Annotated in this window: 21 protein-coding genes and 3 pseudogenes; all 24 read right to left on the reverse strand. The window is 58.7% G+C overall.

Annotated features, from left to right (window positions below; translation table 11 throughout):
* Positions 1–27: 27 nt before the first annotated feature.
* The gene (locus ACTG27_RS14560; protein ID WP_279461137.1) at positions 28–834 is read right to left on the reverse strand and encodes a carbon-nitrogen hydrolase family protein; all 807 of its coding nucleotides are present in this window, start codon (positions 832–834) and stop codon (positions 28–30) included.
* Positions 835–853: 19 nt separating this feature from the next.
* Positions 854–1441, reverse strand: a complete 588-nt coding sequence (locus tag ACTG27_RS14565) for a nucleotidyltransferase domain-containing protein (RefSeq protein WP_129504843.1) — start codon at positions 1439–1441, stop codon at positions 854–856.
* Positions 1438–1770, reverse strand: a complete 333-nt coding sequence (locus ACTG27_RS14570) for a Dabb family protein (protein ID WP_439979879.1) — start codon at positions 1768–1770, stop codon at positions 1438–1440. The genes ACTG27_RS14565 and ACTG27_RS14570 overlap by 4 nt, the downstream gene beginning before the upstream one ends.
* A 34-nt stretch (positions 1771–1804) precedes the next feature.
* Positions 1805–5698 carry a YhdP family protein gene (locus ACTG27_RS14575; protein ID WP_439979880.1) on the reverse strand — a complete coding sequence of 1298 codons (3894 nt, stop codon included), beginning with the start codon at positions 5696–5698 and terminating at the stop codon, positions 1805–1807.
* Positions 5699–7168: a ribonuclease G gene (rng, locus tag ACTG27_RS14580; RefSeq protein ID WP_005340056.1), complete on the reverse strand. Its 1470-nt coding sequence runs from the start codon at positions 7166–7168 to the stop codon at positions 5699–5701.
* A 95-nt stretch (positions 7169–7263) separates the two neighbouring features.
* Positions 7264–7850, reverse strand: a pseudogene (locus tag ACTG27_RS14585) (Maf family protein).
* A 2-nt stretch (positions 7851–7852) separates the two neighbouring features.
* Positions 7853–8338: a rod shape-determining protein MreD gene (mreD, locus tag ACTG27_RS14590; protein WP_005340054.1), complete on the reverse strand. Its 486-nt coding sequence runs from the start codon at positions 8336–8338 to the stop codon at positions 7853–7855.
* Positions 8338–9228: a rod shape-determining protein MreC gene (mreC, locus tag ACTG27_RS14595; RefSeq protein ID WP_005340053.1), complete on the reverse strand. Its 891-nt coding sequence runs from the start codon at positions 9226–9228 to the stop codon at positions 8338–8340. The genes mreD and mreC overlap by 1 nt, the downstream gene beginning before the upstream one ends.
* A gap of 42 nt (positions 9229–9270) precedes the next feature.
* On the reverse strand, positions 9271–10311 hold the full coding sequence (locus tag ACTG27_RS14600) for a rod shape-determining protein (protein ID WP_005340051.1): 1041 nt from the start codon (positions 10309–10311) through the stop codon (positions 9271–9273).
* A 204-nt stretch (positions 10312–10515) separates the two neighbouring features.
* Positions 10516–12708 (reverse strand): annotated as a pseudogene (locus ACTG27_RS14605) (DUF6701 domain-containing protein); the annotation flags it as partial.
* 274 nt (positions 12709–12982) lie between these two features.
* Entirely contained in the window at positions 12983–13795 is an 813-nt protein-coding gene (locus tag ACTG27_RS14610; RefSeq protein WP_439980527.1) for a LamG-like jellyroll fold domain-containing protein, read from the reverse strand.
* 14 nt (positions 13796–13809) lie between these two features.
* Positions 13810–14967 (reverse strand): hypothetical protein, encoded by a 1158-nt coding sequence (locus ACTG27_RS14615; protein WP_439979881.1) that lies wholly within the window; start codon positions 14965–14967, stop codon positions 13810–13812.
* A 137-nt stretch (positions 14968–15104) separates the two neighbouring features.
* A complete protein-coding gene (locus ACTG27_RS14620; RefSeq protein ID WP_113740384.1) occupies positions 15105–15530 on the reverse strand; it encodes an MSHA biogenesis protein MshP in 426 nt (141 codons plus the stop codon).
* 37 nt (positions 15531–15567) lie between these two features.
* Positions 15568–16497 carry a PilW family protein gene (locus tag ACTG27_RS14625; RefSeq protein WP_439979882.1) on the reverse strand — a complete coding sequence of 310 codons (930 nt, stop codon included), beginning with the start codon at positions 16495–16497 and terminating at the stop codon, positions 15568–15570.
* Complete coding sequence (locus ACTG27_RS14630) at positions 16497–17057, reverse strand: type IV pilus modification PilV family protein (RefSeq protein ID WP_421288447.1); 561 nt, start codon at positions 17055–17057, stop codon at positions 16497–16499. The genes ACTG27_RS14625 and ACTG27_RS14630 overlap by 1 nt, the downstream gene beginning before the upstream one ends.
* Entirely contained in the window at positions 17044–17538 is a 495-nt protein-coding gene (locus ACTG27_RS14635; RefSeq protein ID WP_439979883.1) for a prepilin-type N-terminal cleavage/methylation domain-containing protein, read from the reverse strand. The genes ACTG27_RS14630 and ACTG27_RS14635 overlap by 14 nt, the downstream gene beginning before the upstream one ends.
* Positions 17539–17595: 57 nt before the next feature.
* Complete coding sequence (locus ACTG27_RS14640) at positions 17596–18033, reverse strand: prepilin-type N-terminal cleavage/methylation domain-containing protein (protein WP_236287572.1); 438 nt, start codon at positions 18031–18033, stop codon at positions 17596–17598.
* 14 nt (positions 18034–18047) lie between these two features.
* Entirely contained in the window at positions 18048–18719 is a 672-nt protein-coding gene (locus tag ACTG27_RS14645; protein WP_439979884.1) for a type II secretion system protein, read from the reverse strand.
* A gap of 77 nt (positions 18720–18796) precedes the next feature.
* On the reverse strand, positions 18797–19258 hold the full coding sequence (locus ACTG27_RS14650; protein ID WP_047434675.1) for a hypothetical protein: 462 nt from the start codon (positions 19256–19258) through the stop codon (positions 18797–18799).
* Between the two features lie 88 nt (positions 19259–19346).
* Entirely contained in the window at positions 19347–20567 is a 1221-nt protein-coding gene (locus ACTG27_RS14655) for a type II secretion system F family protein (protein WP_069528448.1), read from the reverse strand.
* Positions 20568–20570: 3 nt separating this feature from the next.
* The gene (gene mshE / locus ACTG27_RS14660) at positions 20571–22280 is read right to left on the reverse strand and encodes an MSHA fimbrial ATPase MshE (protein ID WP_005340025.1); all 1710 of its coding nucleotides are present in this window, start codon (positions 22278–22280) and stop codon (positions 20571–20573) included.
* 74 nt (positions 22281–22354) lie between these two features.
* Positions 22355–23449, reverse strand: coding sequence for a tetratricopeptide repeat protein (locus tag ACTG27_RS14665; protein WP_162504464.1), 1095 nt, complete (start codon positions 23447–23449; stop codon positions 22355–22357).
* On the reverse strand, positions 23446–24336 hold the full coding sequence (mshM, locus tag ACTG27_RS14670) for an MSHA fimbrial biogenesis protein MshM (RefSeq protein WP_139494989.1): 891 nt from the start codon (positions 24334–24336) through the stop codon (positions 23446–23448). The genes ACTG27_RS14665 and mshM overlap by 4 nt, the downstream gene beginning before the upstream one ends.
* A 92-nt stretch (positions 24337–24428) precedes the next feature.
* Positions 24429–26099: pseudogene (gene mshL / locus ACTG27_RS14675) on the reverse strand (pilus (MSHA type) biogenesis protein MshL).
* Positions 26100–26137 lie beyond the last annotated feature (38 nt).

The raw sequence follows: 26137 nt of genomic DNA on the forward strand, positions 1-26137 counted from the left end.
GCTGCGTTTCAATTTTTCACCACACCATCAGAGCAAACGGGCGTGTTGCAGCACTGGCATGGTGCGATGCAATTCGGCGATAAGCCCGAGCGCCATCTGCACCAGCACAGTACCGCGCCCGGACTCTTTGCTCGCCAGCACCCGACCCCAGGGGTCGATCACCATGCTGTGGCCCCAGGTCTGGCGCCCTGTCTCGTGAGTGCCGCCCTGATTGGCAGCGACTACGTAGCACTGGTTTTCGATAGCTCGAGCCCGCAGCAGCGGCTCCCAGTGCGCCTCGCCGGTCACGGCGGTAAAGGCGGCAGGCACCAGCAGCACGCGGGCACCGGCACGGGCCAACTGGCGGTAGAGCTCGGGAAAACGCAGATCATAACAGATCGAGAGGCCGAGGGGACCAAAGGGAGAGTCCACCAACACAGGCGCCTCGCCGGGGCTGAATGTCTCCGACTCACGGTAGCGACCGTGATTGTCCGCCACATCCACGTCGAACAGGTGGATCTTGTGGTAGTGGCCCCTGAGCTCACCGCTGGGGTCAAACACCAGCGAGCTGGTATGGATATGGTCGGAACCTGAGATGGTGGTCGGCATAGCCCCGGCCACCAGCCAGATGCCGTAATCGCGGGCCCATTTGGCCAGCTGCTGCTGGATCGGGCCCTCACCTATGGCCTCCGCGCCATCCAGATAGCCCTGCCGTTCGCCAAACAGGGCAAAGTTTTCCGGCAGCAGCACCAGCAGCGGCCGCTCTTTGGGCAAGGCCGCCAGTTCGGCGGCGATCTGCTCCCGGTTATCCTGCCAGTGACGGCCAGATACCAGCTGTATTGCGGCTAACCACATGACGTTCTCCTTGTCCGTATTAATCGCGATCCACAATATTCGGGTCTTTATCCATCTCGGCCAGCAGCTTGCGAAGATGATGCCGGACCAATCCCCGCTGCCCCCGCTCCGCCCATTTGAGGCAATCGAACAACTCCCAAACCAGACCATCTCCTTCGGCCATATAGGCAGGAAAGTCCCAATGGCTTGGGGCAGGGCCAGATACCTCAAGCGCACCAAGGGAGGAAGTTTTATCGAACAGTGGCAAATAAGGTTTGGCAAGGGGGAACTCAGCCCCCCGATCAAGGATATGGATCTCGATGCTGGACATATCGAGGAAGATGAAGCGCCAGTATGAACAGACCTCTTCATGTCTTCCTTGCCAGCAGTGAAAGATGGGCCGCTCCCCCACAATGGTGCGCACCAGTTCGTCTCCCTGCTTATGGAAGCCCGGCTCGGCCAGCAACAAGAGATCGACATCGGATACCCGGTCTGCCTTGCCCTTGGCGAGCGACCCAACCACTACCCCGGCATCAATCGCAGGATGAGCTGCGCCATGTTTCATAACCGATTCCAGCAGTGCGCGCTGCAGTGGAGGGATGGCAGCCCAGTGCTCATCCACCATCATAACGGCCCCTCTGGCACAACCCGATCCCCTGCCTGCAGGGTGTAATCCAGCACTATGATTCGCGCCAGCACCGGGCAGAAGATGGCCTTGAGGGCATCGTGATCAGGATGGGGCAGATAGCGCTGGCGGGCCGCTTCGTCGGCGAAGGTCATCAGCACGCTGTGGGTAAACCCCTCGGCCCTCCCCTCCGGGCTGTCATTCTCCCCCCACTCCACGGCGGTCACGCCGCTGACCTGATGGGGAATGGCGAGAAAGGCAGTACGCACCGCATCTATCTGGGCAGGCTGGGTGCCCGGCTTGAAGGCGATCAGCAGGATATGTCGGATCATGGCTCACTCCTTGTGATGGTGCCGGGCCGCTCGTTCAACGCTGAGCGGGCCCCGCGTGTTTGGGGCTCAGCAGGAAAGGGGTCACCTCTTGGGTAGGCAGGCCGGGGGCAACGGCGTCAACCGCCTCTTTCTGCTGCTGGTTGAGCTTGATGCGCGCGCGATCTCGCCCCGCCTCGATCAGCTTGGGTGCGTCTAGCGGGCCCGAGATGCGAAAATCGATGCGGGTCACCACATCCACCACCGGCTCCAGCAGTTTGGAGAGGGCCAGCACATAGAGACCCGTGACCGGCGTGATGGAGAAGGCCGCCACCACTGGCAGGGTGCCCCCCAGATTGGGGGAGAAGCTCAGCTCGTAGTCGAGCCGCCAGCGCACCAGATCGGCGATCCCCTCGCCGCGCAGGTTGCCTGCCGCCCCCTTCATATAGAAATCATCGTTGCTGACCTGCCCCTGCTTGATGGTGGCAGAGGCGGACATGGATTCGAAGTAGAAGCCCTTGTCGAACACATCGCGAAAATCGAGCCGCAGTTTGCGCAGCAGGGAATCGAGGCTGAGCAGGGAGAGCAGTCGCGCCCCCTTGTCGTTGACCTCCCGCAGGGTGCCACCCTCCAGCTGATAGTTGGCACTTCCCCCCAAGGTCGGCAGGCTCGGGCGATAGGGCACATCCTGCCAGTTCAGATCAAAAGCGAGGGAGCCGGGGGCATCGCCGATGGGCGAGGTGTAGCCGAGCCGCTTGAGCAGTAGCTCGCTGTTGTTGCTGGTCAGCTTGCCACGGGTGCGGGTCTGCATCCGGTTGCCATCGGCCAGCCAGTCGACGCTGCCGGTGAGCTGACTCCCCGCCAGCCGCATATCCAGCCCCTTGAGTGTCACCTTGTTGGCGCCGGGCACCAGCTCCCCTTTCACTTCACCAAGAGGTAGCTCGCCAAAGCGGCAATCGACACAGCTCACCTTCAACCAGGGGATGGATGCCATGATGGCGTTGTCCTGTTTGGCATCGGGATCCGGGCTGAGATCCGAACTCTTGCCAGACCAGTAGATGCGGGCAAACTTGGCGTCGACCGGGCGATTGGCCACTGCGGGTAGGCGGATCACCCCCATCACATCGGGGCTGTCGATCATCACTTCGGTCGCCTGATTGGTCGGCCCCACGGTGAAACGCGCCGCCTTGAGGGTGGCACTGCCGATATAGGCGCGAGCCAGCTGTCCATCCACCCACCACTCCTGCGGCAGGAAGGCCGGGCCAACCACCGCATTGCCGGTCTGGTTCTGCACTGGCAACCACTGCTTGAGTCTGGCCAGCCAGCCACCGACATCGGCCTCCTGCTGGTTGATGGCGAGCAGCATGGGGGCATCGCGCATTACCCGGGCGCCCGGCTGACCCACATCGACCCGCACCCGGCTGAGATAAGGCACCCCTTCGCCGTAGACCAGTCGGGTCTGCATATCCACATCGGCCCCCAGCACGGCGCGAATGTCGGCGCTGCCATCCCGGCCACGGGCGATCACCTTGAGCGGCAGTCGACTGGCACTGCTCTTGGCCAGCGGCAGCGGCAGATCCAGCGCCATCCCCTGCAGGTTGGAGTCGAGCGTCAGCTGGAAGCTGAACGGCTTGCTGTCGGGCAGGGTCAACCCGAGCTTGCCGCCCCAGTTACTGCGGCCGTTGAGAATGCCGAATGAAGAGATGGCGGCGGGTTGGCGGCGACTATCCCACTGCCCCTTGAAATCGAGGTCGACCTGATAGTGATCCGGATGCTGGCGCCCCTGATAGTCGAGGGTCAGCGGCTGGTTCCACAGGCTCGCCTTGAGATTGCTGAAGCGGGTCTGCTCGTTGTCATATTCGAGCCGCCCCTGCACCTTCTCCAGCGGCAGATCCAGACTGGCGACCCGCACCTTGTTGTTGCTGAAGGTGGCATCGCCGCTCGCCTTCACCTCACTCTCGCCATCGAGAGGAATATCGAGCTTGACCGAACCGGCCATCGGGCCGCGGATCTCGATCTCCCGCAGCGCCTGACCTACCGAACTACCCAACGGGGAATCCTGCAGATAGTCGCTGATGGCCTTGCCCTCCCCCTGCACCTTGGCATCCACATAGAGATGGGCGCCGGGGGATAGATCCGGGATCCAGGCATGCACCGAGTCGGAGCTCGCCTTGCCGAGTTTGGTGGAGCGGCTGCGCATATCGAGACCGGCATTCTGGAACAAGAGATCGATCTGCAGGTCGGTGAGCGGTTGCCAACCGGGGAAGAACTCGTAGGTGGCCTGCTCCAGCGGCACCGCCACCTGGAAGATGCCCTTGCCGTTGTCGTAGGGAAAGTCCCTGAACTCGCCATACCAGAGCAGGTCGGCCCCCTTGGCCTTGCCCCCCTTGATGGCGCCGCTCAGGTAATCCACCAGCCCCTTGTCCATCGCCTGCAGCGGGAAGTAGCGATCCGCATGGCCCGCGTTCTTCACATCGATGCGGCCGGTCAGGGCCAGGAAAGGGTGCTCGAACAAATCGAGGCGGAAACGGCTGGCCAGGGTCAGATCCGGGTTATCCAGCGCGATATCCTGCCCGTAGAGCACCCAGCCCTGTTCCTCGCGCCACCAGTCGAGGCGGGCCGAGAAGTTGTCGACCGGGATCGGCATCTTGAAGTGACGGGCGGGATCCACCTTGTCGTTCGCCAGCGCCAATCTGGCGCTACCGCCGGTCGGGGTAAGCCAGAACTCGCCGTTGAGATCCTGCATCCCGGGTATATCCTGCCAGGCCTTGAGACGCACCTTGCTGAAGCGGCCACTGAGGGAGAGATCCTGCCAGTCGGCATTGGCCAGCAGCGTCAGCTCCTGCACCGAACCCTGCGGATTGGTCTGGCGCAGGGTCTCGCAGAGTGTAGGGTAGAGCGCCGAGACCAGCTGACTGATCTGGGTGATCTTGTCGAACTCTATGCTGGGCAGATAGCCCTGCACCCGATCCCCGATCCGTTCCAGCTGCAAGCGGCTCTGCAACCAGGGTTTGCCATCCAGCTTGAAGGTGACGTTGTGGCTGGCCAGCTGCCAGTCGGTGCCATCGCGGCGCAGCTGGATCTTGCCACCATCGAGGCCGAAACGGTGCATATCCCCTTTCTTGGGATCCTTCCAAATCAGGTAGTTGTTGCCAAACGCCAGCAGGGTATTGCCCAGCTTGCCGCTGTCAAACTCGCTCCAGAGCTGGAAGTCGAGCTGACCGGCAACCTTGGGTTCGCCCGCATGGATCTTGGCCAGGGTCGGGGTGATATCGAGCTGGCGGGCCCCCAGATAGAGTTGCCCCTTGAGGCGATCGAGCCGGGCAGTCGGGGCGTCCACATCCAGTATCAGATCGAGGGTGCTCTCGCCCACCCCGTTGATGAGGTAAGCCTTGCCGACCCCCTGATGGCGCTTGCCGCGGTTCTGCCAGCGCAGTTGGGCGATGTCGAGGGCGCGGAGATCACCGAGGGAAGTGGTGACGCTGAGACGAGTGTTGTGCACATCGAAGGTAGAGAGCTGGGTCAGCAGAAAGCGCAGCAGGGCGCCCTGCTGGGGATCGCCGGAGGGGCTGTCGTCAGCCGGTTGGCGCAAGTCGATGGTGATATCGCCATCGCTCAGGATCAGCTCGCCAAAGACCGGCTTGAGCTCGTTAATAGTGCGCCAGAAGTCGAGATGCACCCAGGCTTTGCCGAGCTGTACGGCAAAACGCCCCGAATCCGGGGCGATGGCGAGTTGCTGCAGTTCGAGGGCGGGCCCGGACTGTGTCCAGTCCAGCCCCACTTGCTCCACGCTGACCTTGAGTTGTGAATCGCCCAGCAGAGTGTGGATCAGACTCTCCCGGTATTGATTCAGCAAAGGGCCCCCGACCCGTACCAAGGTGACCAGCATGGCCATCAGTACGAACAGGACCCCCAGGGCCAACCAGCCCCGACTCAGCCAGCGATAGACCAATTACATCATCACCACGTCGAACTGCTCCTGACCGCAGAGGGGTTCGCTCACTACCCGCACCTGCTTGCCGATGAACACTTCCAGCTCCGCCAGACTGTGGGACTCCTCGCCATGGAGGTAGTCGGCCACGGCCGGTGCCGCATAGACGGTGAACTGATCCGCATCGTAGGCACGATTGACCCGGATGATCTCCCGCAGGATCTCGAAGCAGACCGACTCCACCGTCTTGACCCGGCCGCGCCCCTTGCACTCGGGGCACTCGGAGCAGAGCACATGCTCCAGACTCTCGCGGGTGCGCTTGCGGGTCATCTCCACCAGACCGAGCTGGGAGAAGCCGTTGACGTTGGTCTTGGCACGATCCTTTGACAGCGCCTGCTCAAGGCTGTGCAGTACCCGACGGCGGTGATCCTCCGACTGCATGTCGATGAAGTCGATGATGATGATGCCGCCGAGATTGCGCAGGCGCAGATGACGGGCGATGGCCGCCGTCGCCTCGACGTTGGTGTTGAAGATGGTCTCTTCCAGATTGCGATGGCCGACGAAGGCGCCGGTGTTGATATCCACCGTGGTCATGGCTTCGGTCTGGTCGATGATGAGGTAGCCGCCGGATTTCAGCTCCACCTTGCGCTCCAGTGCCCGCTGGATCTCGTTCTCCACGTCGTAGAGATCGAAGATGGGCGACTCGCCGGGGTAATACTCCAGCTTGCTGGCCAGCTCCGGCACGTACTCTTCGGTGAAGCGCTTGAGCTGATCGAAGCTCTGGCGCGAGTCGACGCGGATCTTGTCGAGCTCGGCACCGACGAAGTCGCGCACTACCCGGAATGCCAGGCTGGGATCCTCGTAGAGGATCTTGCAGGGGGGGTACTTCTGCTTGCGCTCGAGGATCTTGCGCCACAGCCGTTTCAGGAATGCTGCATCCTGCTCCAGCTCCTGCTCCCCCACCCCTTCGGCGGCGGTGCGAATGATGTAGCCACCCAGCTCGTCCACATAACCGGCCACGGTGCGCTTGAGGCGCTCCCGCTCCGCTTCGGACTCGATGCGCTGGGAGACACCGACGTGGGCGCTGCCCGGCATAAAGACCAGATAGCGGGATGGCAGGGTGATATCGGTAGTGAGACGGGCACCCTTGGTACCCAGCGGATCTTTCACCACCTGCACCATGATGTCCTGCCCCTGACGCACCAGCTCGGCGATGTTACCGACCTGGAACTGCTCCTTCTCCTTCACCGCCACACACTCGGTGTGGGGGACGATATCAGAGGCGTGCAAAAAAGCTGCCTTGTCCATGCCGATATCAACGAAGGCCGCCTGCATGCCGGGCAGCACCCGACTGATCTTGCCTTTGTAGATATTGCCCACGATGCCGCGTTTGGCCTGACGCTCTACATGCACTTCCTGCAGCAGACCGTTTTCGACCAGAGCGACCCGGGTTTCGGAGGGGGTAACGTTAACCAGCAGTTCTACCGACATAAGTAACCTTGCCTGTTCCAGTTTTGAATTCTATAGAGCCAATCCGGTACAACGCGCGCAAGGGAGAAACGCAGCAGAGCACAGCTGACGGGAAATTATTTGAGCTGTTCCAGATGATGCTTGATCAGCAAGTCTGTCTCCAGCAGGGGCAGGCCGACCACGGCGCTATAGCTCCCTTCGATGCGGCTGACAAACTTGCCGGCAATACCCTGAATGCCATAAGCCCCGGCCTTGTCACAGGGCTCACCGGTCTGCCAGTAGGCCTCGATCTCGGCCTCGTCCAGCTTGCGAAACGCCACGTTGGTGGTGACCAGACGCACGTCACAACGATCCTTGCTGGCCAGCGCCACCGCCGTCATCACCTGATGCACCTTGCCGGAGAGGGACTCCAGCATATCTTTGGCATCCAGCAGATCGGACGGTTTCTCCAGTACCCGGTCGCCCAGCACCACTATGGTGTCGGCACCCAGCACCGGCAACGCCGTCGGCGCACACGCCACGCCCGCCATCGCCTTGTCACGGGCGAGGCGGCAGACGTAATCCTGCGCCTTTTCACCCTCTTCCCGCTGCTCGGGCACATCCAGTTTCAGCACCTCGAAGCGGTAGCCAATCTGGGTCAGCAGTTCACGGCGACGGGGAGAAGCCGAGGCGAGATAGAGTTGTGGTCGTTGTTTTTGTTCATATTTACCTGATATTGAAGCGGCGCCGCACCTTACGCAGCACCAGAAACACCCAGGGCCATATTAGCATCGTCGTCAACGTCGACCAAAAGTAGGAGAAGTTGAGGCTGGCCTGGCTGAACAGATGCTCGGCCCAGAATACCGTCATCTTGCCCACCAGCGAGAGGCCACCGATGATCAGTGCCTGCTGCCAGAGGGAGAAGTTGCGGATCTTCTGGAACTGGAAGGCCGCCAGATAGGTGGTAATGGCCATCGCCATCGCCCGCACGCCGAGGGTGCTGCCAAGCAGCACATCCAGCAGCAGGCCCGCCACCCAGGCGGTGCCGACGTTGGTCCGGTGCGGCAAAGCCAGTGCCCAGTAGATGAGCACCATGGCCAGCCAGTCCGGACGGAAGGGGTCAAATTCAAAAGGAAGCGGCAGGATCGACAGGCTCAAGGCCAGCAGGATCGAGATCCAGATCCAGATCCTGCCGCTGGCGGGTTCTAGCATCAGCGGGTGGCTCCTGCGGCGGACGCAGCGGGAGCCGCCCGTTCGCCATCCTCATCATGTACTTCAGGCTTCTTGTCGGTCCACAGCAGCAGCAGATAGCGCAGCCTGTCCAGCTCCACCAGCGGCTTGGCCTCGACCTGGGCAAAGGGCTTGCCCTCCACATACTCGGAGCGGGTCACAGTCGCCACCGGATAACCTTCCGGGAATCGGCCACCCAGACCGGAGGTGACCAGCAGATCACCCACCTGAATATCGGTATTGCGCGGCAGGTTGCGCAGCTCAAGCTTGTCGAGCTCGCCACTGCCGGAAGCGATGGCGCGCAAGTCGTTGCGCAGCACCCGCACCGGAATGCCGTGGCTGGAGTCGGTGATCAGCAGCACGCGACTGGTGGTGGAGCCCACGTGGAGCACCTGACCAATCACACCCTGATCGTTGATCACCGCCTGACCGTTGTAGACGCCATCCAGCGCCCCCTTGTTGATCAGCACCTGATGGCTGAAGGGGTCGGAATCCACCGACAGCAGCTCGGCCACCATCTTGCGGGACTCCTTGTGCACCGGCGAACCCAGCAGCTCACGCAGCCGCTGATTCTCGTGTTCCAGCTGATCCATTTTGAGCAGACGGGCACGCAGGGTAAACAGCTGTTGCTCCTGCTGTTTGGTCTGCTCGATGAGATCGGCGCGGGTCTGCACCTGGGTCGACATGGTGTCGAGCAGGGTACCCGGCGCATTGGCCATGTATTGCAGGGGACTGACTAACGAACTGAGGTAGACGCGGACATGGGTAAACACACCGAAGCGGGAATCCGCGACGATGGCAGCGATGGAGATGATGACGGCGAGAAACAACCGTAACTGAAGCGAAGGGCCTCTACCAAAAATGGGTTTCATGGGTCGTCAAAAAAGAGCCGGCACGCTGGCCGGCTTTGGGTCTTATTCGTAGTGGAACAGATCGCCACCGTGCATATCGATCAGCTCCAGCGCCTTGCCGCCGCCACGGGCCACACAGGTGAGGGGATCTTCGGCCACGACGACAGGAATGCCGGTCTCTTCCATCAGCAGACGGTCGATATCTTTCAGCAGTGCGCCACCACCGGTCAGCACCATGCCGCGCTCGGAGATGTCGGAAGCCAGCTCGGGCGGAGACTGCTCCAGCGCCACCATGACGGCAGCCACGATACCGGACAGCGGCTCTTGCAGCGCTTCCAGGATCTCGTTGGAGTTGAGGGTGAAGCTGCGCGGTACACCTTCAGCCAGGTTACGGCCACGCACTTCAATCTCGCGCACCTCTTCGCCCGGATAGGCGGAGCCGATCTCGTGCTTGATGCGCTCGGCAGTCGCTTCACCGATCAGGCTGCCGTAGTTGCGACGGACGTAGCTAATGATCGCTTCGTCAAACTTGTCGCCACCGATACGGACGGACTGGGAGTAGACCACACCGTTCAGAGAGATGATGGCCACTTCAGTGGTACCACCACCGATATCAACCACCATGGAACCGGTCGCTTCGGATACCGGCAGGCCGGCACCGATGGCAGCAGCCATAGGCTCGTCGATCAGGTAGACCTCACGGGCACCGGCGCCCAGTGCGGACTCCTTGATGGCGCGACGCTCAACCTGGGTTGAACCGCACGGTACACACACCAGCACGCGCGGGCTGGGGCGGAAATAGTTGTTGTCGTGAACCTGTTTGATGAAGTGCTGCAGCATCTTCTCGGTCACGTAGAAATCGGCGATCACGCCATCTTTCATCGGGCGGATTGCGGAAATGTTGCCCGGGGTACGGCCCAGCATCTGCTTGGCGGCATGACCGACAGCAGCGACCGATTTGGCGTTCCCGCGCTCTTGGCGAATGGCGACAACTGAGGGTTCGTTAAGGACGATCCCTTGATCTTTTACATAGATCAGGGTGTTGGCAGTTCCCAAATCGATCGACAGATCGTTGGAAAAGACGCCTCTGAGCTTTTTGAACATGGCTACGGGAAATCCTAAGAATTTGGAGGTGCAGAAAACCGGCTAACTTTACCAATGCCCACCCCAATGGGCAAGCGCTCAAACTGTCGCCAATCAATCAGGCGCGACAAAAATGCGAGTCATCACTCACTCGCACACGCTTGCAAACACTAATAAACAAGGATTTAGGGGGATGCTGTTGAGCCAGCCCCCCTTTCACATCATTCAATGCAATACTTCGCGCCGATAAATAATTCTGTCATTACCCCGGCTGGAGCCGAAAATGGCCTCACCTTGCAGGTTGCCGTCATTGGCACTCGTTGGGTCAGACAACCAGAGTGGCGATGATGGCTGTTTTGCCAATTCGACCTTGTAGGGGATGCGCACCGAGATGTCCGGCTTGGCAAAGTGGAACAGGATCTCCCCTTCTTTCGCCAGTGCAGCATCCCCACCCGGTGCAGAACTACCCAACCCCAGCTTGATCTTGCGACCCGCCCCCAGATTCAGCTCGCGAGTCGCCGCATCAAAGGTGTGACTCGAATTGAGGAAAGTGAACCCCTGATTGGCCAAAGAGAGCTGGGTACATTGATCTTCCTTGTTTTGCAGCCAGTTGCCCCCTTCGTAATATTGCATCTGCAGTGGAATGGCCAGCGGCGCCGAGGCCAGGCCCGCCGCCGTACCAGCCTGCAGGCGGCCGTACAACAGCTTTTGAGTACCCAGCAGCACCGCATTACACCCCGATCCGGAACATGTCCCAGCGACAGCAGTATTCATATTTGGATTAGCCAACAGTGTATTGCCGCCATCCTTATCATCGACTTTGAGACCAAAGCTCAACGTGGCGAAAGGTGCTTCTGGACTCGCTGCACGATCAAAGCGGGTATTCAGCCCCAAAGGTGACTGCTGATTAACGCTCGCAATACCACTTGCCCAGCTGAGCGAGGGAGATAGTGTAATACGCTTGTCACGCGCAACCCCATCCAGAGCATTCGCAGCCACCATCTCAGCAACACCTTTAGCGAACGCCCCCTTATAGTTCTCTGTCGTCCCTTTCTGCAGATTGCGTGCAGTGAGGACAAAACCGCTGGCAAAGGGCTGGCTCATATATGTAAAGGCATTGCAGGCAGGCGTGATAAAACCATTACTCAAACTGTAATCCCAGGGTACGAAGCGGCCCACCGGCATGCTGCTGGCGGGAGGGATGGTATAGCCGAAATAGCCCGTAGATACAGTGCTTCCTTCTGGCGACTTTGCCGCCGGTGGCGTCGCCGTCATCCGGAACACTCCCACCTCGCTCACGGTCTGGCTAACGTTATTGGCACTGTTGGCCGCAGCCACATGGCTATAGGCGGTAGTACCCAGCGTTGCATTGGTGCCCGGATTGGGTGCCACCAGCGTACTGCCCAGAGCAATATTGGGCAGGGCAAAGTTGGGCGTAGTCTGATTCCCGACGCAGATATCCCCATCATTGGCGGATTCCCAGGCCATCGCCTTGATATCTACCTGGAACGCCTCCCCCGCTTTTTTGAAGACCGGACAACTGCTGTCACCAGCCGCGCAGCCCCCTTGCGGGGGCGTAATGCACAGGCCGACCGGACGTGCCACAAACGTGTCGGCCCCCTTCATCACCAGACCCGCCGTCTCACCACTGCCATTATGACTGGCTGAAAGCTGCATCTGACCCGCATCCGGGTAGGTCACTTTTTTCAAGGTCGCTTTACCCTGATTATCAAAAGCCAGGTTGAGGGTGGTTGGCGTTGGTGAAGGAACACTGGCGGCATAGGTAGCGATGGCATTGCCATCTATCGAGATCTTGCTACCAAAGTTATTGGTATTTGGATTGTTGTACGTTCCCCAAAAGCCGACAGACCTCACGCCGGTAAATCCGGGCACACATTGCTTGGTAATGTCGTCTTTTTTGACCGCACTGATAGTCACATCCTGAGGCTGGTTGGAATAAGTATCAGGCACATCAAAGAAGAAACCGCTATCGGCAAAGTTCAGGGTACAGGCTGCCGCACTGGGCGTACCGGCCCCGGCCTTGCACAAGGTTTCACTGAGTGGTTTGACAGCAGGAACGGAATTGTTCACACCCAACGTCACTTGGGTCTGAGTATTGTTACGCAACAAAACTTTGCCCGTTCCACCGGTAAAGGTCACCGTATTGCCACTCACATTGTTGGCACCAGACAGTGGGTACCAACCACCATCCTGGAGACTCTGTGGCAACAAGGAAACAGCAACTTGTTCGGTAATCAGCAGACTGCAATCTGGATTTGCACACGCCTTGATAGTGATCTCTTCCGGATTGCAGGTCAGAGGTTGACCCGAATACTGCAACTCGAAATGATCTACCTGAACGCCTACCTCTCTTGATTTCAGCGCACATATTTCTACGTTATCGAGTTCGTGAATATTGGTCAGGGCACCTGTAGAACCTGTCAATGACACATAAAAGTCTTGCGGTAATGGACTTTGGCCCAATGCAGGATCCAGCGCATCAAACGAATCGATAAGAGAGATAAACCCGTTTCCCGTATCACGCTCTACTTTGACCATCGCTCGCCCACTGGTTCGTGAATCAATCGTCAGACGGTAACGATGGTTGGCGCTACCGTTACCATCTACCTTTGGACTCAAGCAACTGGTATTAACATTGGTAGTTCCGTTATTACAGGTGCCTCGCAGATAGTTATATCCGGAAAAATTGGATCCCGAGCCACGCACGACAACCGATTGCGGGCGATAGCCCACACTTCCCCCCCCCCCCAAAGGATGAGAAGTTGCCATATTCATCCAAACCAAATCCGAGCCAACCACCAGCAAATCCAGGTGAGTTACTCGGTTGATAATGGCCATAACCCAAAGGCCCCCCAGCAGCACCTGGCTGTGGCGTCACCGACGCGTCAGAAAGCACAACTGTCATGCCATCTGCACCAGTGCTCGTGCCACCATAGGCGTAGTGATTAAATGTCAGCGTCACCAGATTGCCAGCAGCAGGAAATAACCGCTGATAAGTCGCGGAGGTTGCTTGTCCCGTGCTGGCTTGAGTCATCCGTAAACGTCGGTCTGCCGTAATGGATGGTATAAATCCGCCAGCACTCTGCTTGACGGCCCACCTATCACCGAGCGGCTGGGAGAAGTTATCGGTCTCACAAATCAATGTCGAGCCACCACAGGGATGACGTTGACTATATAACTCAGCTATCTGAGAGTCAGACAAGGCCAAACCATAAATAGCAACCTCATCAATTCGTCCATTAAAGCTGCGACTATCGATATAATCTCGGCCAATCTCCAAATTTTGTGTATTTGTTCTTAATGAGTTTGCATCATTACCTTTAACCGTATCAGCGACGCCATTGATATATATTTTTTGACGTTGATTGTTAGCAGCCATTGCATCATAGCGAATGACTATATGGGACCACGTATTTAACGGTATTTTGGTGTTTGTTGTCAGTGTCTGGTTCACGCCAGAACTTCTTTCCCAATACCAAAACACTCTGCCTTGACTATCTAGATGAAACTCATAGTTGCCATCTTTGACACGATAGAATACAAATTTCCAGCCGATGGCAGACTTACCGGATATACCCAAGCAGAAACAGTTAACTGATTGGAAAATGACAGGCGAGCGTCATGTGGCACTTCAATATATTGATTACTACTGCCAGTAAACTCACCATAACCACAAGTGCCAAGATTATTCGCGTTTGCAGGTAATGCAGGCGACACAGTATTGGTTTTCGCGCCCCTCATGGCGCGACCATGTAGCACATCCGCAACAGCGTTTTTGACTTCTCCTGCAACACCAGTCCACTTACTCTCTTCAAGCTGATACAAGGCAACAGGTGCCGGGACACAAGCATTTACCGGATTTGACACTGGTAGGCAAGTACCAGTCACAGAGCTATTGTTGACATTCACTACCCCACCGGCATTATTTGTTGCAGCAGTCAGATTGCCATAAACCGTAGAATTGGTAACAGTGATATTATTTGATGTGGTCGAGATAATGACAGGACTTCCCTGAGATCCCAGTTGGCTACCTGTTGCATTAAAAGAGCTAGCCCCAGAGACACTTCCACTAGTCATATTAACTGAGTTGAACGTCACTGGATTATTTGAGCGCATGGTAATATTACCACTATAAGTTCCGCCAGATATCGTCAACGAACTATTTGCACTGATATCTCCTGATAACTGCACATTAGTCACACTGACAGAGTTACTACTGCTGGTGATATTTCCCTGAACGACTCCCGAGTTTAGCGACACGTTCCCACTAGTAGTAATACTTCCGTATAAGTAGATATTGTTTAGTGTAATATTTGAGCTGCCAGCTATAATATCACCATATATGGTGTTTTGATATCCTTGAGATACAATACCACCAAAGCTAGCCTTAAGGTTTATTCTACTTGAGGCACTGCCAATCTTGTTATTCGTGAGAGAAAACCCGGCATCTGCACTCAGCGTTGAATCTTGACTAGCGACAATCACATCACCGTCGTTTAATGTTACCTGACCATTACCACCAGTACAGGTGTAAACATTTCCTGACTTTTGCCATGTGGTATTACATGGTGGGTATTGATTGATGGATAAATTATATTGTTGCGCCACAGCTGTACCGCAGAAAAGTAATAAACCAACCAGCCATTTAAAATCCATCACTTTCCTCTCCACTTGTATCATCTGCCGCAATATCGATCGTCAGTACAAAGTGCAGGCGAATGACTTGCACTGAAACAGCGATAACCACTCCAGCCAGAAGTGACTAACACAACCGACATCATCGCCATCACGATTCATGGCGCTCCTCCATCATAAGCTTCGACCATCAGGGTTCGGCTCACGGCAAAATCAGGGTTGGCACTGTTAAGGTCGGAGCTGCCACAGGTTCCGACACTCTCGAGACGATAGCCATTGGTCACAGATCCGTTATAGGTCACCGGCACCGTGGCGCAACGAACCACAGCCTGACAGTTGGTCAGCCCTGGATTGCTGGCAAAGCTCAGTGGGCTGCTTGCCAGGCAGACCGCAGGTGGGTTCGGTTGGGCAAGAGTGCGCTTGGGGAACAACCGATAGAGTGCCACTTCCAGACCGCTCTGGGCGGCCAGTAAGGCACGCACGCTGCGCACCTCCACGGTATTTTTCTCGCCGCTATCGACCAGAAAACGGCCCATTGCAGCCGCCAGCAGCGCCATCACCACAATCACAAACAGGGCGATCATCAAGGCACTGCCTCGCATCCGTCCGAAAGCCTGTGGATCAGGGCACATTGAACACCTCTATCTTGTGGTTGAAGGTGACCGACTCCCCCTTGCGCTCGAAGACAAAGCGCATACCAAACTCCCCTTCGGCGTTAAACGCCGAGGTTTCCCTATAGAAGGTGCCATTACGAAGGGAGTCCGCCATCAACACGCCCTGTGCAGGTAAGGGTCCCCCAATGGGCGCGGTAGCGCGGGTCAGCGTGTTTCCTTCCACACAGTAACGAACCTGCTGGTTGGCAAAGTAGACCCGGCTGCCTGGAGAGAGGCCAGTCAGACTCTCGGTGCTGGTATAGCGGATGGTTTGCGCTCCTGATACGGGCGTCAGCACATCCGTAACCCTGGCTACGCAGCGGCCATAATCGCAGCCTGCCGTAAGCGAACCGACATTTTTGTCCGGCACGGGGAATACAATCAGCTGATCGTCTTTTTTAACGGCGGTGGCATCCACATCCAGCGGATTGGCAGCAGAAGCCGGGGTCGCCATCACCAGCTCAAGGGTGGCCGTGCTCCCCGACATGGCGCGGTTAAGTGCCAGATAGCGGCTCGAGGTGCTGATGGGCCAGAACCGCAAACAGGCACCAGTGTCGTCCCATGTCCCGCCAGTCGTCTCGATCCGCTCCGAGCCCGGCACCGCATCGCGCAGTTCGCGGTTAAGCCGCTCCATGGCGAAGCGGGCATCGCTCATCAGCTGCTCACGGCTGCTGGCATCGCCATAAATCTGGGTACCGATACCGATAAACTGGCTGGTAAAGGTCGCCATTATCCCGAGCAGCAGGATGACCATCACCAGCTCGACCAAGGTAAAGCCACGGTTACCCCGAGGTTTGCGGTAGGTTCGATTGGCCGGTAGGCGTAATCGAACGCCGGAAGTGGCTAGGGGCGCTGATATTCTGGTAGAGAGGCAACCCCCGACAGCAGAGCGATCCATCAGTAGTTCCCCCGGTAGAAGGAGAAGTCGAGCACGCTCTGATCCGGTAGCTTGATCTGCAGATCAATACGCTTGCCCACAGAGCAGGGGGTGGCACAACTCTTGAAAGTGCCGTCGCTGAAATCGGCACCGCTCACCGTAATTTTCACCTGATAGTTGCGATACTCCTCGCTGCTGACTCCCGCTTCAGTTTGGGTCAGCGTGTTGGCATCCACCCAGCTACCTGCGGTATCGAAATCATCCACATCGTTATAGGCATAGGATGCGGGCTCGCCATCCGGACCATAACTGGTGGAGCAGGGAGAGATGGTCACCCCTGCCACCTGCTCGCCACAACGATAACGACCACCGTTATGATCCGAATGTTCATCAAACGACTTTTGCAAGATCTCGCCGGAGAGGCGCTGGGCCAGCTGGGCGGCCCGCACCTGCTGCACCGGATCCACCGCCTGCGGTGCCTGATTGATGAGTAACCCCAATATGCCGGTCAAGGCTACCGCCAGCAGCACTATGCCAACGATCAGCTCAATCAGGGTGAAACCGCGCTTAAGGGATCTCATGGATAAACCCCTCGGATTCAATCTTGATACGGCTGATTTCGCGACCATCACTCACCAGCAAGGTACAACCGGTGGCGCAGCTGCCTAGCGGTCTGCCCATCTGATCGAAGCGCAGTACGAAGCGGTTGTTGCTGTTCAGGGAAAGAGTGATTCCATCAGAGGCAGTCACCAGCCGACCACGGGTCTCCAACTGGGGAGTCCAGCCACTACTGGTATCCAGGTCATCGCTGGCGGGACACGCCGCATAAGTCCGGTGGGCAAAACGGGGGGAGGCAACCACCAGCTGGGTGCAGCGGTTGGCGGGCTCATGCATATTAACGGTCTGTACCAGCCGCAGCCGGGTAAGCAGCTCGTCACGCACGGTTTGAGTTTCAAAGCCGCCTTTGCCCAGCCATTTGGGCACGGCAAAGGCGGCCAGAATCCCGAGTAACAGGATCACCAGTACCAGTTCAATCAGGGTAAAGCCCTTGGTTGCAGGCATGGGTTTTCTCATCAGGGAAAAGAGAAAGCGAGGCCGAAGCCTCGCTCGTCACAACAATTAGCATCCACTAAGCGTAGTTACAGCAGCTGAGGTATCGCTTGCTTCCTTGTAGTTAACGGTACATTTGGAGCTGCTAGTAGAAAACACATAGTTACCAGAAGCACTGGAAACTTTGCCGGTCCAAGAACCATCGATAGTCACTGCGTTTTTGATCCCAGCATCAGTCGCCTTTGGATAACCATAAGCAGTATCAATCGATGTACCATCAGAGCCAGTCACCGCAGCACTACTGACGCGCTCTTCGCCTTCCAATGCAGATTTGCTATAAACCAGTTGTGCAGAGCTGCTCACCGCTGCTTGCACACCCTGAGCGGCAGACTTCTTGGCATCATCCTGCAGATTCAGGAACTTGGGTGCAGCGGTGACCGCCAGAATACCCAGAATGATGATCACGATAACCAGTTCGATCAGGGTAAAACCCGCCTGTTTTTTCATTTCACTTTCCTCTGTTAATTAATATTTGTGGTCACCTGACCGGACGCCGGACGGTAACTGAAACTCATAAATGCATCAGTCTTGCCTTGCGGATCCTGATACTTGCCATCACTGCCCTTACTCAAACTATTGACCAGATAGTAACGGCAGACCGAATCCAGTCCATTACTGCTCACTGTGGCATAGTATTTCAGGTCATTGCCGCTACCGCGTACTTCATTGAAGTTGGCCGTAGCCTTGGGCGGGTTTTGCAGTAACCCCTCCCAAATATTGAGACAACGTTCGGCGGTCAGATTAGCCGGATCCACATCGGGATTACCGCTTGCTACGGTATCCATGGGATAGCCGGGCGACAGCTCGCCGTTACTGATCTGGGTCTCGGTCGGAGTGGTCAGATAGAAGCGACTACCGTCATAGAGCACAGTATTGAGGCTATCCTGTTTGGCGCGACCTTCCGCCTCCCATTGCGCCCGCACCAGTGAAACGCCGGTAGCAAAACCGCCAGAGACCCCTTCGACGCTGGCCTTTTTCGCTTCGTCAGTCACATCGAGAAAGCGTGGCAGCGCAGTCACCGCCAGGATCCCCAGGATCACGATAACGATCACCAGCTCAATGAGGGAGAAGCCGGCAGACCGTCTCCTCATCCCGTTTTCCGGCATTGTTAGTGCCATTGGTTTCATTGTCATGCTCCCTCCGTAATGCCCCACATTATTTCATGCAGGCCCAAAAAAATCATGTAGTTGGGTCATATGATTAGTTTCATTCAAGGCTTTTTCATCACCCGCCCGTCAGAAAACTGATAAACCAGCCAATAACCATCCCACCCCATCTCGCAACCACTGCCATCGGGGCGGGCCAGAACCTGCAGGGGAGGCATGCCCCCCTTCGTCTCACCCATCAGTGCCAGCCACAACTGGCGGCAATTTTCCGAAGGGGATTGCAGCGGCACCAGCCCCAGGGGCCAACCCCGGGCATCAAACTGCCACCCCTTGCCAGCGACATGCAGTGTCTGCGGGCGCCGCTCATCGAGCCAAATGCCGTGCAAACGCTGTGCCCGCTCGGCAAATTGTTCCCCCAGTAAAGTGAGGGTGAGCTGCTGCGCCTCTTCCCGGTGGCCCTGATAGCTACGCACCAACGTAGCAACAATCACCATCAACAGGATGATCACGGCGATCCGCCGATATCCGGTCAGCCAGCGATCATCTTGCTGCGTCTGTCTGTTCATCCAGCCCTCGACTCCACCGATCACATGCCTCATACGGCTCGCATCATGTCCCACCACTCAGGTGTGAATATATCCAGTTCCAGCAAGATTACTTGCCGCGAACTGCGCGCATCATGTCCCACATGGGGGTGAAGATACCCAGTGCCAGGATCAGTACCATCACCGCCACGATCCCGATCAGGATCGGCTCGATCCGAGCGGTGAGACTCTTGAGGTCATAATCCACCTCCCGCTCGTAATACTCGGCCGCTTCGTGTAGCAGGTCATCGACCTGACCTGTCTCCTCACCCACGGCGATCATCTGCATCACCAGCGGGGTGAACAGGCCGCTGCTGCTGGCGGTGCGCAGCAGGCTCTCGCCCCGCTCGATACCGGCGCGCATATCCCGCACTCGCCCCGCCATATAGGCGTTATCCACAGCATCGGCCACCAGGGTCAGCGCGGTGTTCAGCGGCACCCCTGCCTTGAGCATCATGGAAAAACTGCGGGCAAAACGGGCCAGCAGGGAGCGCTCTATGATGGTGCCGACGATCGGCAACTTGAGCTGCCAGCGGTGCCAGGTCAGCTTGCCCTTGGTGGTGGCGACCCAGCGGCGCCAACCGAACACCATCCCAGCCAGAATGGCGAGCAGCAGCCACCAGTAGTTGACAAAAAAGTGCGAGGTGGCGAGCAGAATGCGGGTCGCCAGCGGCAACTCCACCCCGAATTTGGCGAACATGCCGGCAAACACCGGGATCACCATGATATTGAGGATCACCATGGCGATACCGATGGCGATCATCACGAAGCTGGGGTAGCGCATGGCGGTCTTGATCCGCTTGCGAGTCTCCAGCTCCAGCTCGAAATAGTTGGCGAGCTGCAAGAAGGCCTCTTCCAGTTGACCTGTGTTCTCACCCACATGGATGATGGCGACAAACAGGCTGCTGAATACCTTGGGGTGCGCCTGCATCGAGCTCGACAGCGGACGACCGTTGCCGAGATCTTCCCCCAGCGAGTGAAGCGCCCGCTTGAGCGGCTTGCTGTGAGTGCTCTCCTCCAGCCCGGCGATGGCGCGCAGGATCGGGATCCCGGCCCGGGTCAGGGCATACATCTGGCGGCTGAAGATCACCAGCTCATCCAGCTTGACGCCCCCTTCCAGCAACAATGACCAGTCGATGGCAGCGGATTTGGCCTTGCCCGGTTTGAGCTCGGTCGGCATCACGCCACGGCGCATCAGCTGTTCGGCGGCCGCCATCTCGTTGGCAGCTTCGACCACGCCACTGGTGGCGTTGCCCTGGCTGTCACGTCCCTTGTAGGCAAAGTTAGCCATCGCTTACCCCAAATCCTCGGCCAGTCGTAGCACCTCATCCACCGAGGTGATCCCCTGACGGGCATAATCGAGGGCAGTGAGGGCCAGCGGCCGGTAGTGTTCATGTTGACGGGCCGCCTTGGCGAACCCTTCCGCATCGTTACGGCGCAGGGCATCCATCATCGGCTGATCCAGCTCCAGCAGCTCGTAGACCCCGATCCGGCCGGAATAACCGGTAAAGTTGCAGCTCTGGCAACCCCGGCCCTTGTGATAGGTGTGTTGGCCAGGCGCCTCGCCGGAGAGCACGGTGAGCCAGGTGGCCTGCCCTTCGTCAGGCGCCTTCTCCTCGACGCAGTGCTCACATACCCGCCGCACCAGCCGCTGGGCAACCACCGCCCGCAGGGCACTCGCCACCAGATAGCCGGGCGCCCCCATGTCGATAAGGCGCAAGGCACTGGTCACCGCATCGTTGGTGTGCAAGGTGGTCAGCACCAGGTGACCTGTGATGGCGCCACGCAGACCGATCTCTACCGTCTCGTTGTCCCGCATCTCGCCCACCAGCAGGATGTCCGGATCCTGACGCAAGGTGGAGCGCAGCACATTGGAGAAGGTGAGGCCGATCTTGGGGTTGACCTGCACCTGATTGACGCGGGAGAGACGATACTCCACCGGGTCTTCTACCGTGATGATCTTGTTGCTGGACTGGTTGAGCTCGGAGAGAGCGCCATAGAGGGTGGTGGTCTTGCCGCTACCGGTCGGGCCGGTCACCAGAATCATCCCGTGCGGGCGTTTGAGCTGGCGACGGAAACGGGTCAGGATCTCAGGCGGCATGCCGGTCTCGGTCAGCGACAGGATGCCAGAGGATTGATCCAGCAGACGCATCACCACCGACTCGCCATATTGCACCGGCATGGTGGACATCCGCACATCCACATCGCGGCCGCGCACCTTCATGTTGAAGCGACCATCCTGCGGCAAGCGCTTCTCGGAGATATCGAGCCCCGCCACCAGCTTGAGGCGCAGCACCAACGCCTGGGCGATGCGCACCTCGTTGAGGATATTCTCGTGCAGGATGCCGTCGATCCGCTGGCGAATGCGCAGCACCTTCTCGTCCGGCTCGATGTGGATATCCGACGCCCCCACCTGCACCGCATCCTCGAACAGGGAGCGCAGCAGCTTGGCCACCGTCGCCTCCCCCTCGTCATTGGCCCCCAGATTGCTGGAGCCCAGCTCAAAGCCGGAGTCCTGATACTCCTCCTGCAACTGTTCGGCGAAACTCTCAATCTCGCGGGTACGGCGATAGAGGCGGTCGAAATACTCCAGCAGCTGCCCTTCCCGCGCCACCGCCAGCACCATGATGCGCGGGCTGAGCAGGGCCGCGATGGCATCCAGTGCGCTCAGATCAGCCGGATCCGACATGGCTACCGTCACCTTGTCGTCGGTAAGGTTGACCGCCAGCGCCCGATAGCGACGCGCCTGCACTTCGGGCAGCAGCGGCACCGCAGCGGCGTCGATGGTGAGGTTGTTGAGATCGAAGAAGGGCACATCCAGCTGGCGGGCGAGGAACTGCAACAGCTGCACCTCGCTGATAAAACCGAGGTCGATGAGAGTGGTGCCCAGCTTGCGGCCGGTCTGACGCTGCTGCTGCAGGGCAAGCTGCAGCTGATCATCAGAGATGATCTGCTCTTGTACCAGCAGGTCGCCGAGGCGCATTTTCAGTCTGGGTTGTGCCATGTTTGCTCCGATCTCTGTTACTTCACACCCGTTGCCGCATCCGATTAGGCTTAGCTAATCGAACCTGCTGTTTATCAAGGGGTTAGTTGACCAATTCGTTGTTCCAGCCAGTTGGTCGACGCCTCGCCGAGGTTGCCGTGCAGCAGGGCGTTGCGATAGGCATCGAGCGCCCGCTGGCTGTGGCCCTGACCATCCTCGGCCACGCCGAGGCCAAGCCACCAGCGGCCCTGATCCGGCTGCTGACGCAGCAGCTTCACATAGAGCGCTGCCGCATCGGCATTCTGGCCCAGCTCCTGAGTCAGCCCGGCCCAGGTCGCGTAATAGTCCATGTTGCTGGCGAGATCCGGCTGATAGCCGGACAGCCAGCCAAGCGCTTGCTGCTGCTGCCCCTCGCTGATGGCAAGGCGGGCCAGTAGCAGACGAAAATCGGCCTGTTGGGGATCGAGCCGGATCCCCTCTTCCAGCAGCTGACGCGCCTCGGTCAGGCGGCCCTCGCCGTAGAGCAGCCCCGCCAGCTGCTCGCGCGCCCCCTGATTGTAGGGATCGTGGGCCAGCACCTGATAGTAGTTGTCCTGCGCATCCCGTAGGCTTCCCTTGGCCATGGCGGTAGTCGCCTTGCGCTCCGCCAGTGCCGCCAGCTCCTTGGCCGACAGCTCCACCGTCTCGATCTTCAATACGCTCGGTTTGCGCGGCGCGCTGGCGACTGCCTGCTGCTCTGCCGCCAGTTCGGCGTAAAGCTCGGGCTGCAGCTCTTCATCGGTCGGCTCCGTCTCGTCAACATCGCTGGAGGCATCAAAGGGCGCACCGTCGGCCATGCCATCCGAGTCACTCTCGCCTGCCTCATCATTCACCTCATCCTGACTTGGCAGCGGCAGCGCGGCCGCCACCTCGACCGGCTCGGGCGGGCTGACTGGCGCGGCGGCCCTTGCCACCACATCGGGAGTCACCGCATCGGGGGCGATCACTTCACTGGCAGCCGTCACGGTATGGGTCTGCTGCCAGTAGATCCAGGTTCGCCAACCAAGGATCCCCAGTGCCAGACCGCAGATCAGGGTCAACAGCAACATCCACCATCCCTGCTGGCGCGCAGGGGCAATATAGACGGCAGCACCTTCGGATCCTTGCTGGCGCCGATCCAGATCTTTCAGCATCTGGTTGATAACGCTCATGGCCAGACTCCATAAGCCAGGGCGCACCCCAGCAACAGTAACAGGGGCCACCAGCGCCGTGGCGCAAAGCAGCTGGCATCGTCGGTATCGCGAATGGCGAGCCGTACCAGACGACTGTCGATCTGACGCACACCCTGACCATAGGCCAGCATCAGGCACTTCTGCGCCAGGATATTGATCAGTCTCGGGATCCCTCGCGATGCGCGCCACAACAGGCGCATGGCGCGACCTGCAAACAGTGGTGCCCCGCGGTAACCGGAGACCTGCAATCTGTGCTCCAGATAGGCGCGGGTCTCGTCAAAACGCAGCGGCCGCAGGCAGTAGGAGAAGCCAATCCGCTGGCGCAGTTGGCGCAGATGCGGCTTGGCCAGTCTGGCATCCAGCTCCGGCTGGCCGAACAGCACGATCTGCAGCAGCTTGCTCGATTCGGTCTCGAGATTGCCGAACAGGCGGATCGCCTCCAACGTCTCGTCCGGCAGCGCTTGCGCCTCGTCGATCAGCACCACCACCCGACTGCCCTGCTGGTGCAGGCTGATCAGGTGACGATGGATACGATCGGTCAGATCCAGTTCGCTCTGATCCCGTACCGCCAACCCCAGCTCCAGCGCCAGCGCGATGCGCAGCTCGGCCGGAGTGAGGTGGGGATTGGGCAACCAGGCAAGCCGCACCGGACGCGCTTCCGAACCCAGCTCGCTGAGCAACTTGCGGCAGAGCAGAGTTTTGCCGGTACCCACCTCGCCGGTCACCTTGATAAAGCCCTCCCCCTGCGCCAGCGCCCAGTTGAGCACCTGCAGCGCCTCTTCGTGAGGCGGCAGGCCGTAGTAGAAGCCGGTATTGGGAGTGAGGCTGAACGGTGCCTCCTGCAGGCCGAAGTGGGTCAGGTACATGAGACCTCACCTGCCACGGCGAGCAAGCAGCCTGTGCTGGCAAGGCAGCACAGGCCGTTCGGGATAAGGGTGACCGCATCTGGTGTCATGGGTCAGCCCTTGGCCGGATACCACTTGTCGAGCAGCTCGGAGGATCGTTGCAGCTCATTTTGCCAGGTATCTTTCTCCACCACGGTCGGTTTGAGCATGATCACCAGCTCCACCTTCTTGGTGCTCTCGCGGCGGTTGGTAAAGGCTTCGCCCACCCAGGGAATATCCCCCAGCAACGGCACCTTGCTGACGATCTCCTGCTTGTCGGTCTTCATCAGGCCGCCGATAACGATGATGTCACCGTTATTGGCCTGCACCACGGTATCCGACTCACGGATCGAGCTCTTGGCGAGCGGCAGTTGCAACTTGCCACCCGAGGTACCCATGTCGATCACCTTGTTTTGTTCTTCGGTATCGATAACCGAAGGATGGATGTGCAGCAGCACCTTGCCCTCTTCATCGATCTGCGGTTACGTCCAGCGCAATACCGGAGAAGAAGGGGGTCAGCTCCACGTTAGGCGTCTTGTCTGTGCCCGTCGAGGTAGTGGTAATGGTGGTGGACGCATTGGTGACGTAATACTCGTCCGTCCCCACCTTGATCACCGCCTTCTGGTTGTTGGTTGCGGTGACACGGGGACTGGAGAGGGTATTCACATCGCCCTGGGTCTTGAGCAGGTTGACCGCCACATTGAAGTTGCCATCAGAGATCTTGAAGCCTGCACCGCCCCCCAGCGCACTGAAGATCTGGTTGGGGGTGCTGGGCAGCTGAGTATTGGCAAGCGACTGCCCACCGGTAATCCCCTTGTTGCCATCCCAGCTGGCGGATAGACCGCTCCAGTCCACCCCCTGTTCATACCCTTCGTTGAGGGCAACTTCGATGATCCGCGCCTCCAGCACCACCTGCCGCTTGAGGTGACTCTCGGACTGGGTCAGGAATTCACGCACCGCCTTGAGCTCTTTCGGATAGGCGCGCGAATGGTGACCAGACCCGCCTGCGGGCTGGTGATCACGGCGCGACCGTCACCCGTGCCAATCAGGGTCTGCAGGGAGTCGCGCAGATCGGTCCAGTAGTCGCTGTTGGTGTCGGTTTCGATACGGGTGCCGTTGTTGTTGTCACCGCTCGAGTTGTTGCCGGAGGAGTTATTGGTGCTGTTGTTGTTCGATGCACTGTCAAAACTGCTGTCGCTGCTGTTATTGCTGTCATTGGCCGTCACCCCGCCGGTGCTGACCGAGGTGCGCGAGAGACCACGACGGGACATCATCAGGTAGTTGACCGGGATGGTTTCGGTACGCAGACCCGCCGGATAGATATGGAAGACATTGCCCTTGCGCTGCACGTCGAAGCCGTACATGTCGCCCACCACCGCCAGCACCTCTGGCAGAGTCACATCCTTGAGCTCGACGGAGACCAGCCCGGCCACCCCGGGGTGAACCGCCACGCTGTAGCGGGAGCCCTTGAACAGGGAACCGAAAAACTCTACCGCCTCCACGTCGTGAGCCGCGATACGCAGCCGCTTCTCCGGCATGCCGACCGGCATCTGCGGCCGGTTCAGCTGCAGCAATTCACTTTGCACCGATTTGGGCAACGCGGTCAGAGGGGCAGCCTGTTTCTGCTGTTCGTTCATGGCCTGTTTGAGGGCATCCTTGGCCTGGGTCGGCTCGGGGTGCTGATACGTGGTACAGCCTGCAGCCATCATGGCCACGGTGATCAGACAGAGACGGTGTTTTTTCATGTAATTAGGGCACCCTGACTTGCAATTAAACTCGATAA

Source organism: Aeromonas sp. 97A (assembly GCF_051919185.1).
GTDB lineage: Bacteria > Pseudomonadota > Gammaproteobacteria > Enterobacterales > Aeromonadaceae > Aeromonas > Aeromonas veronii.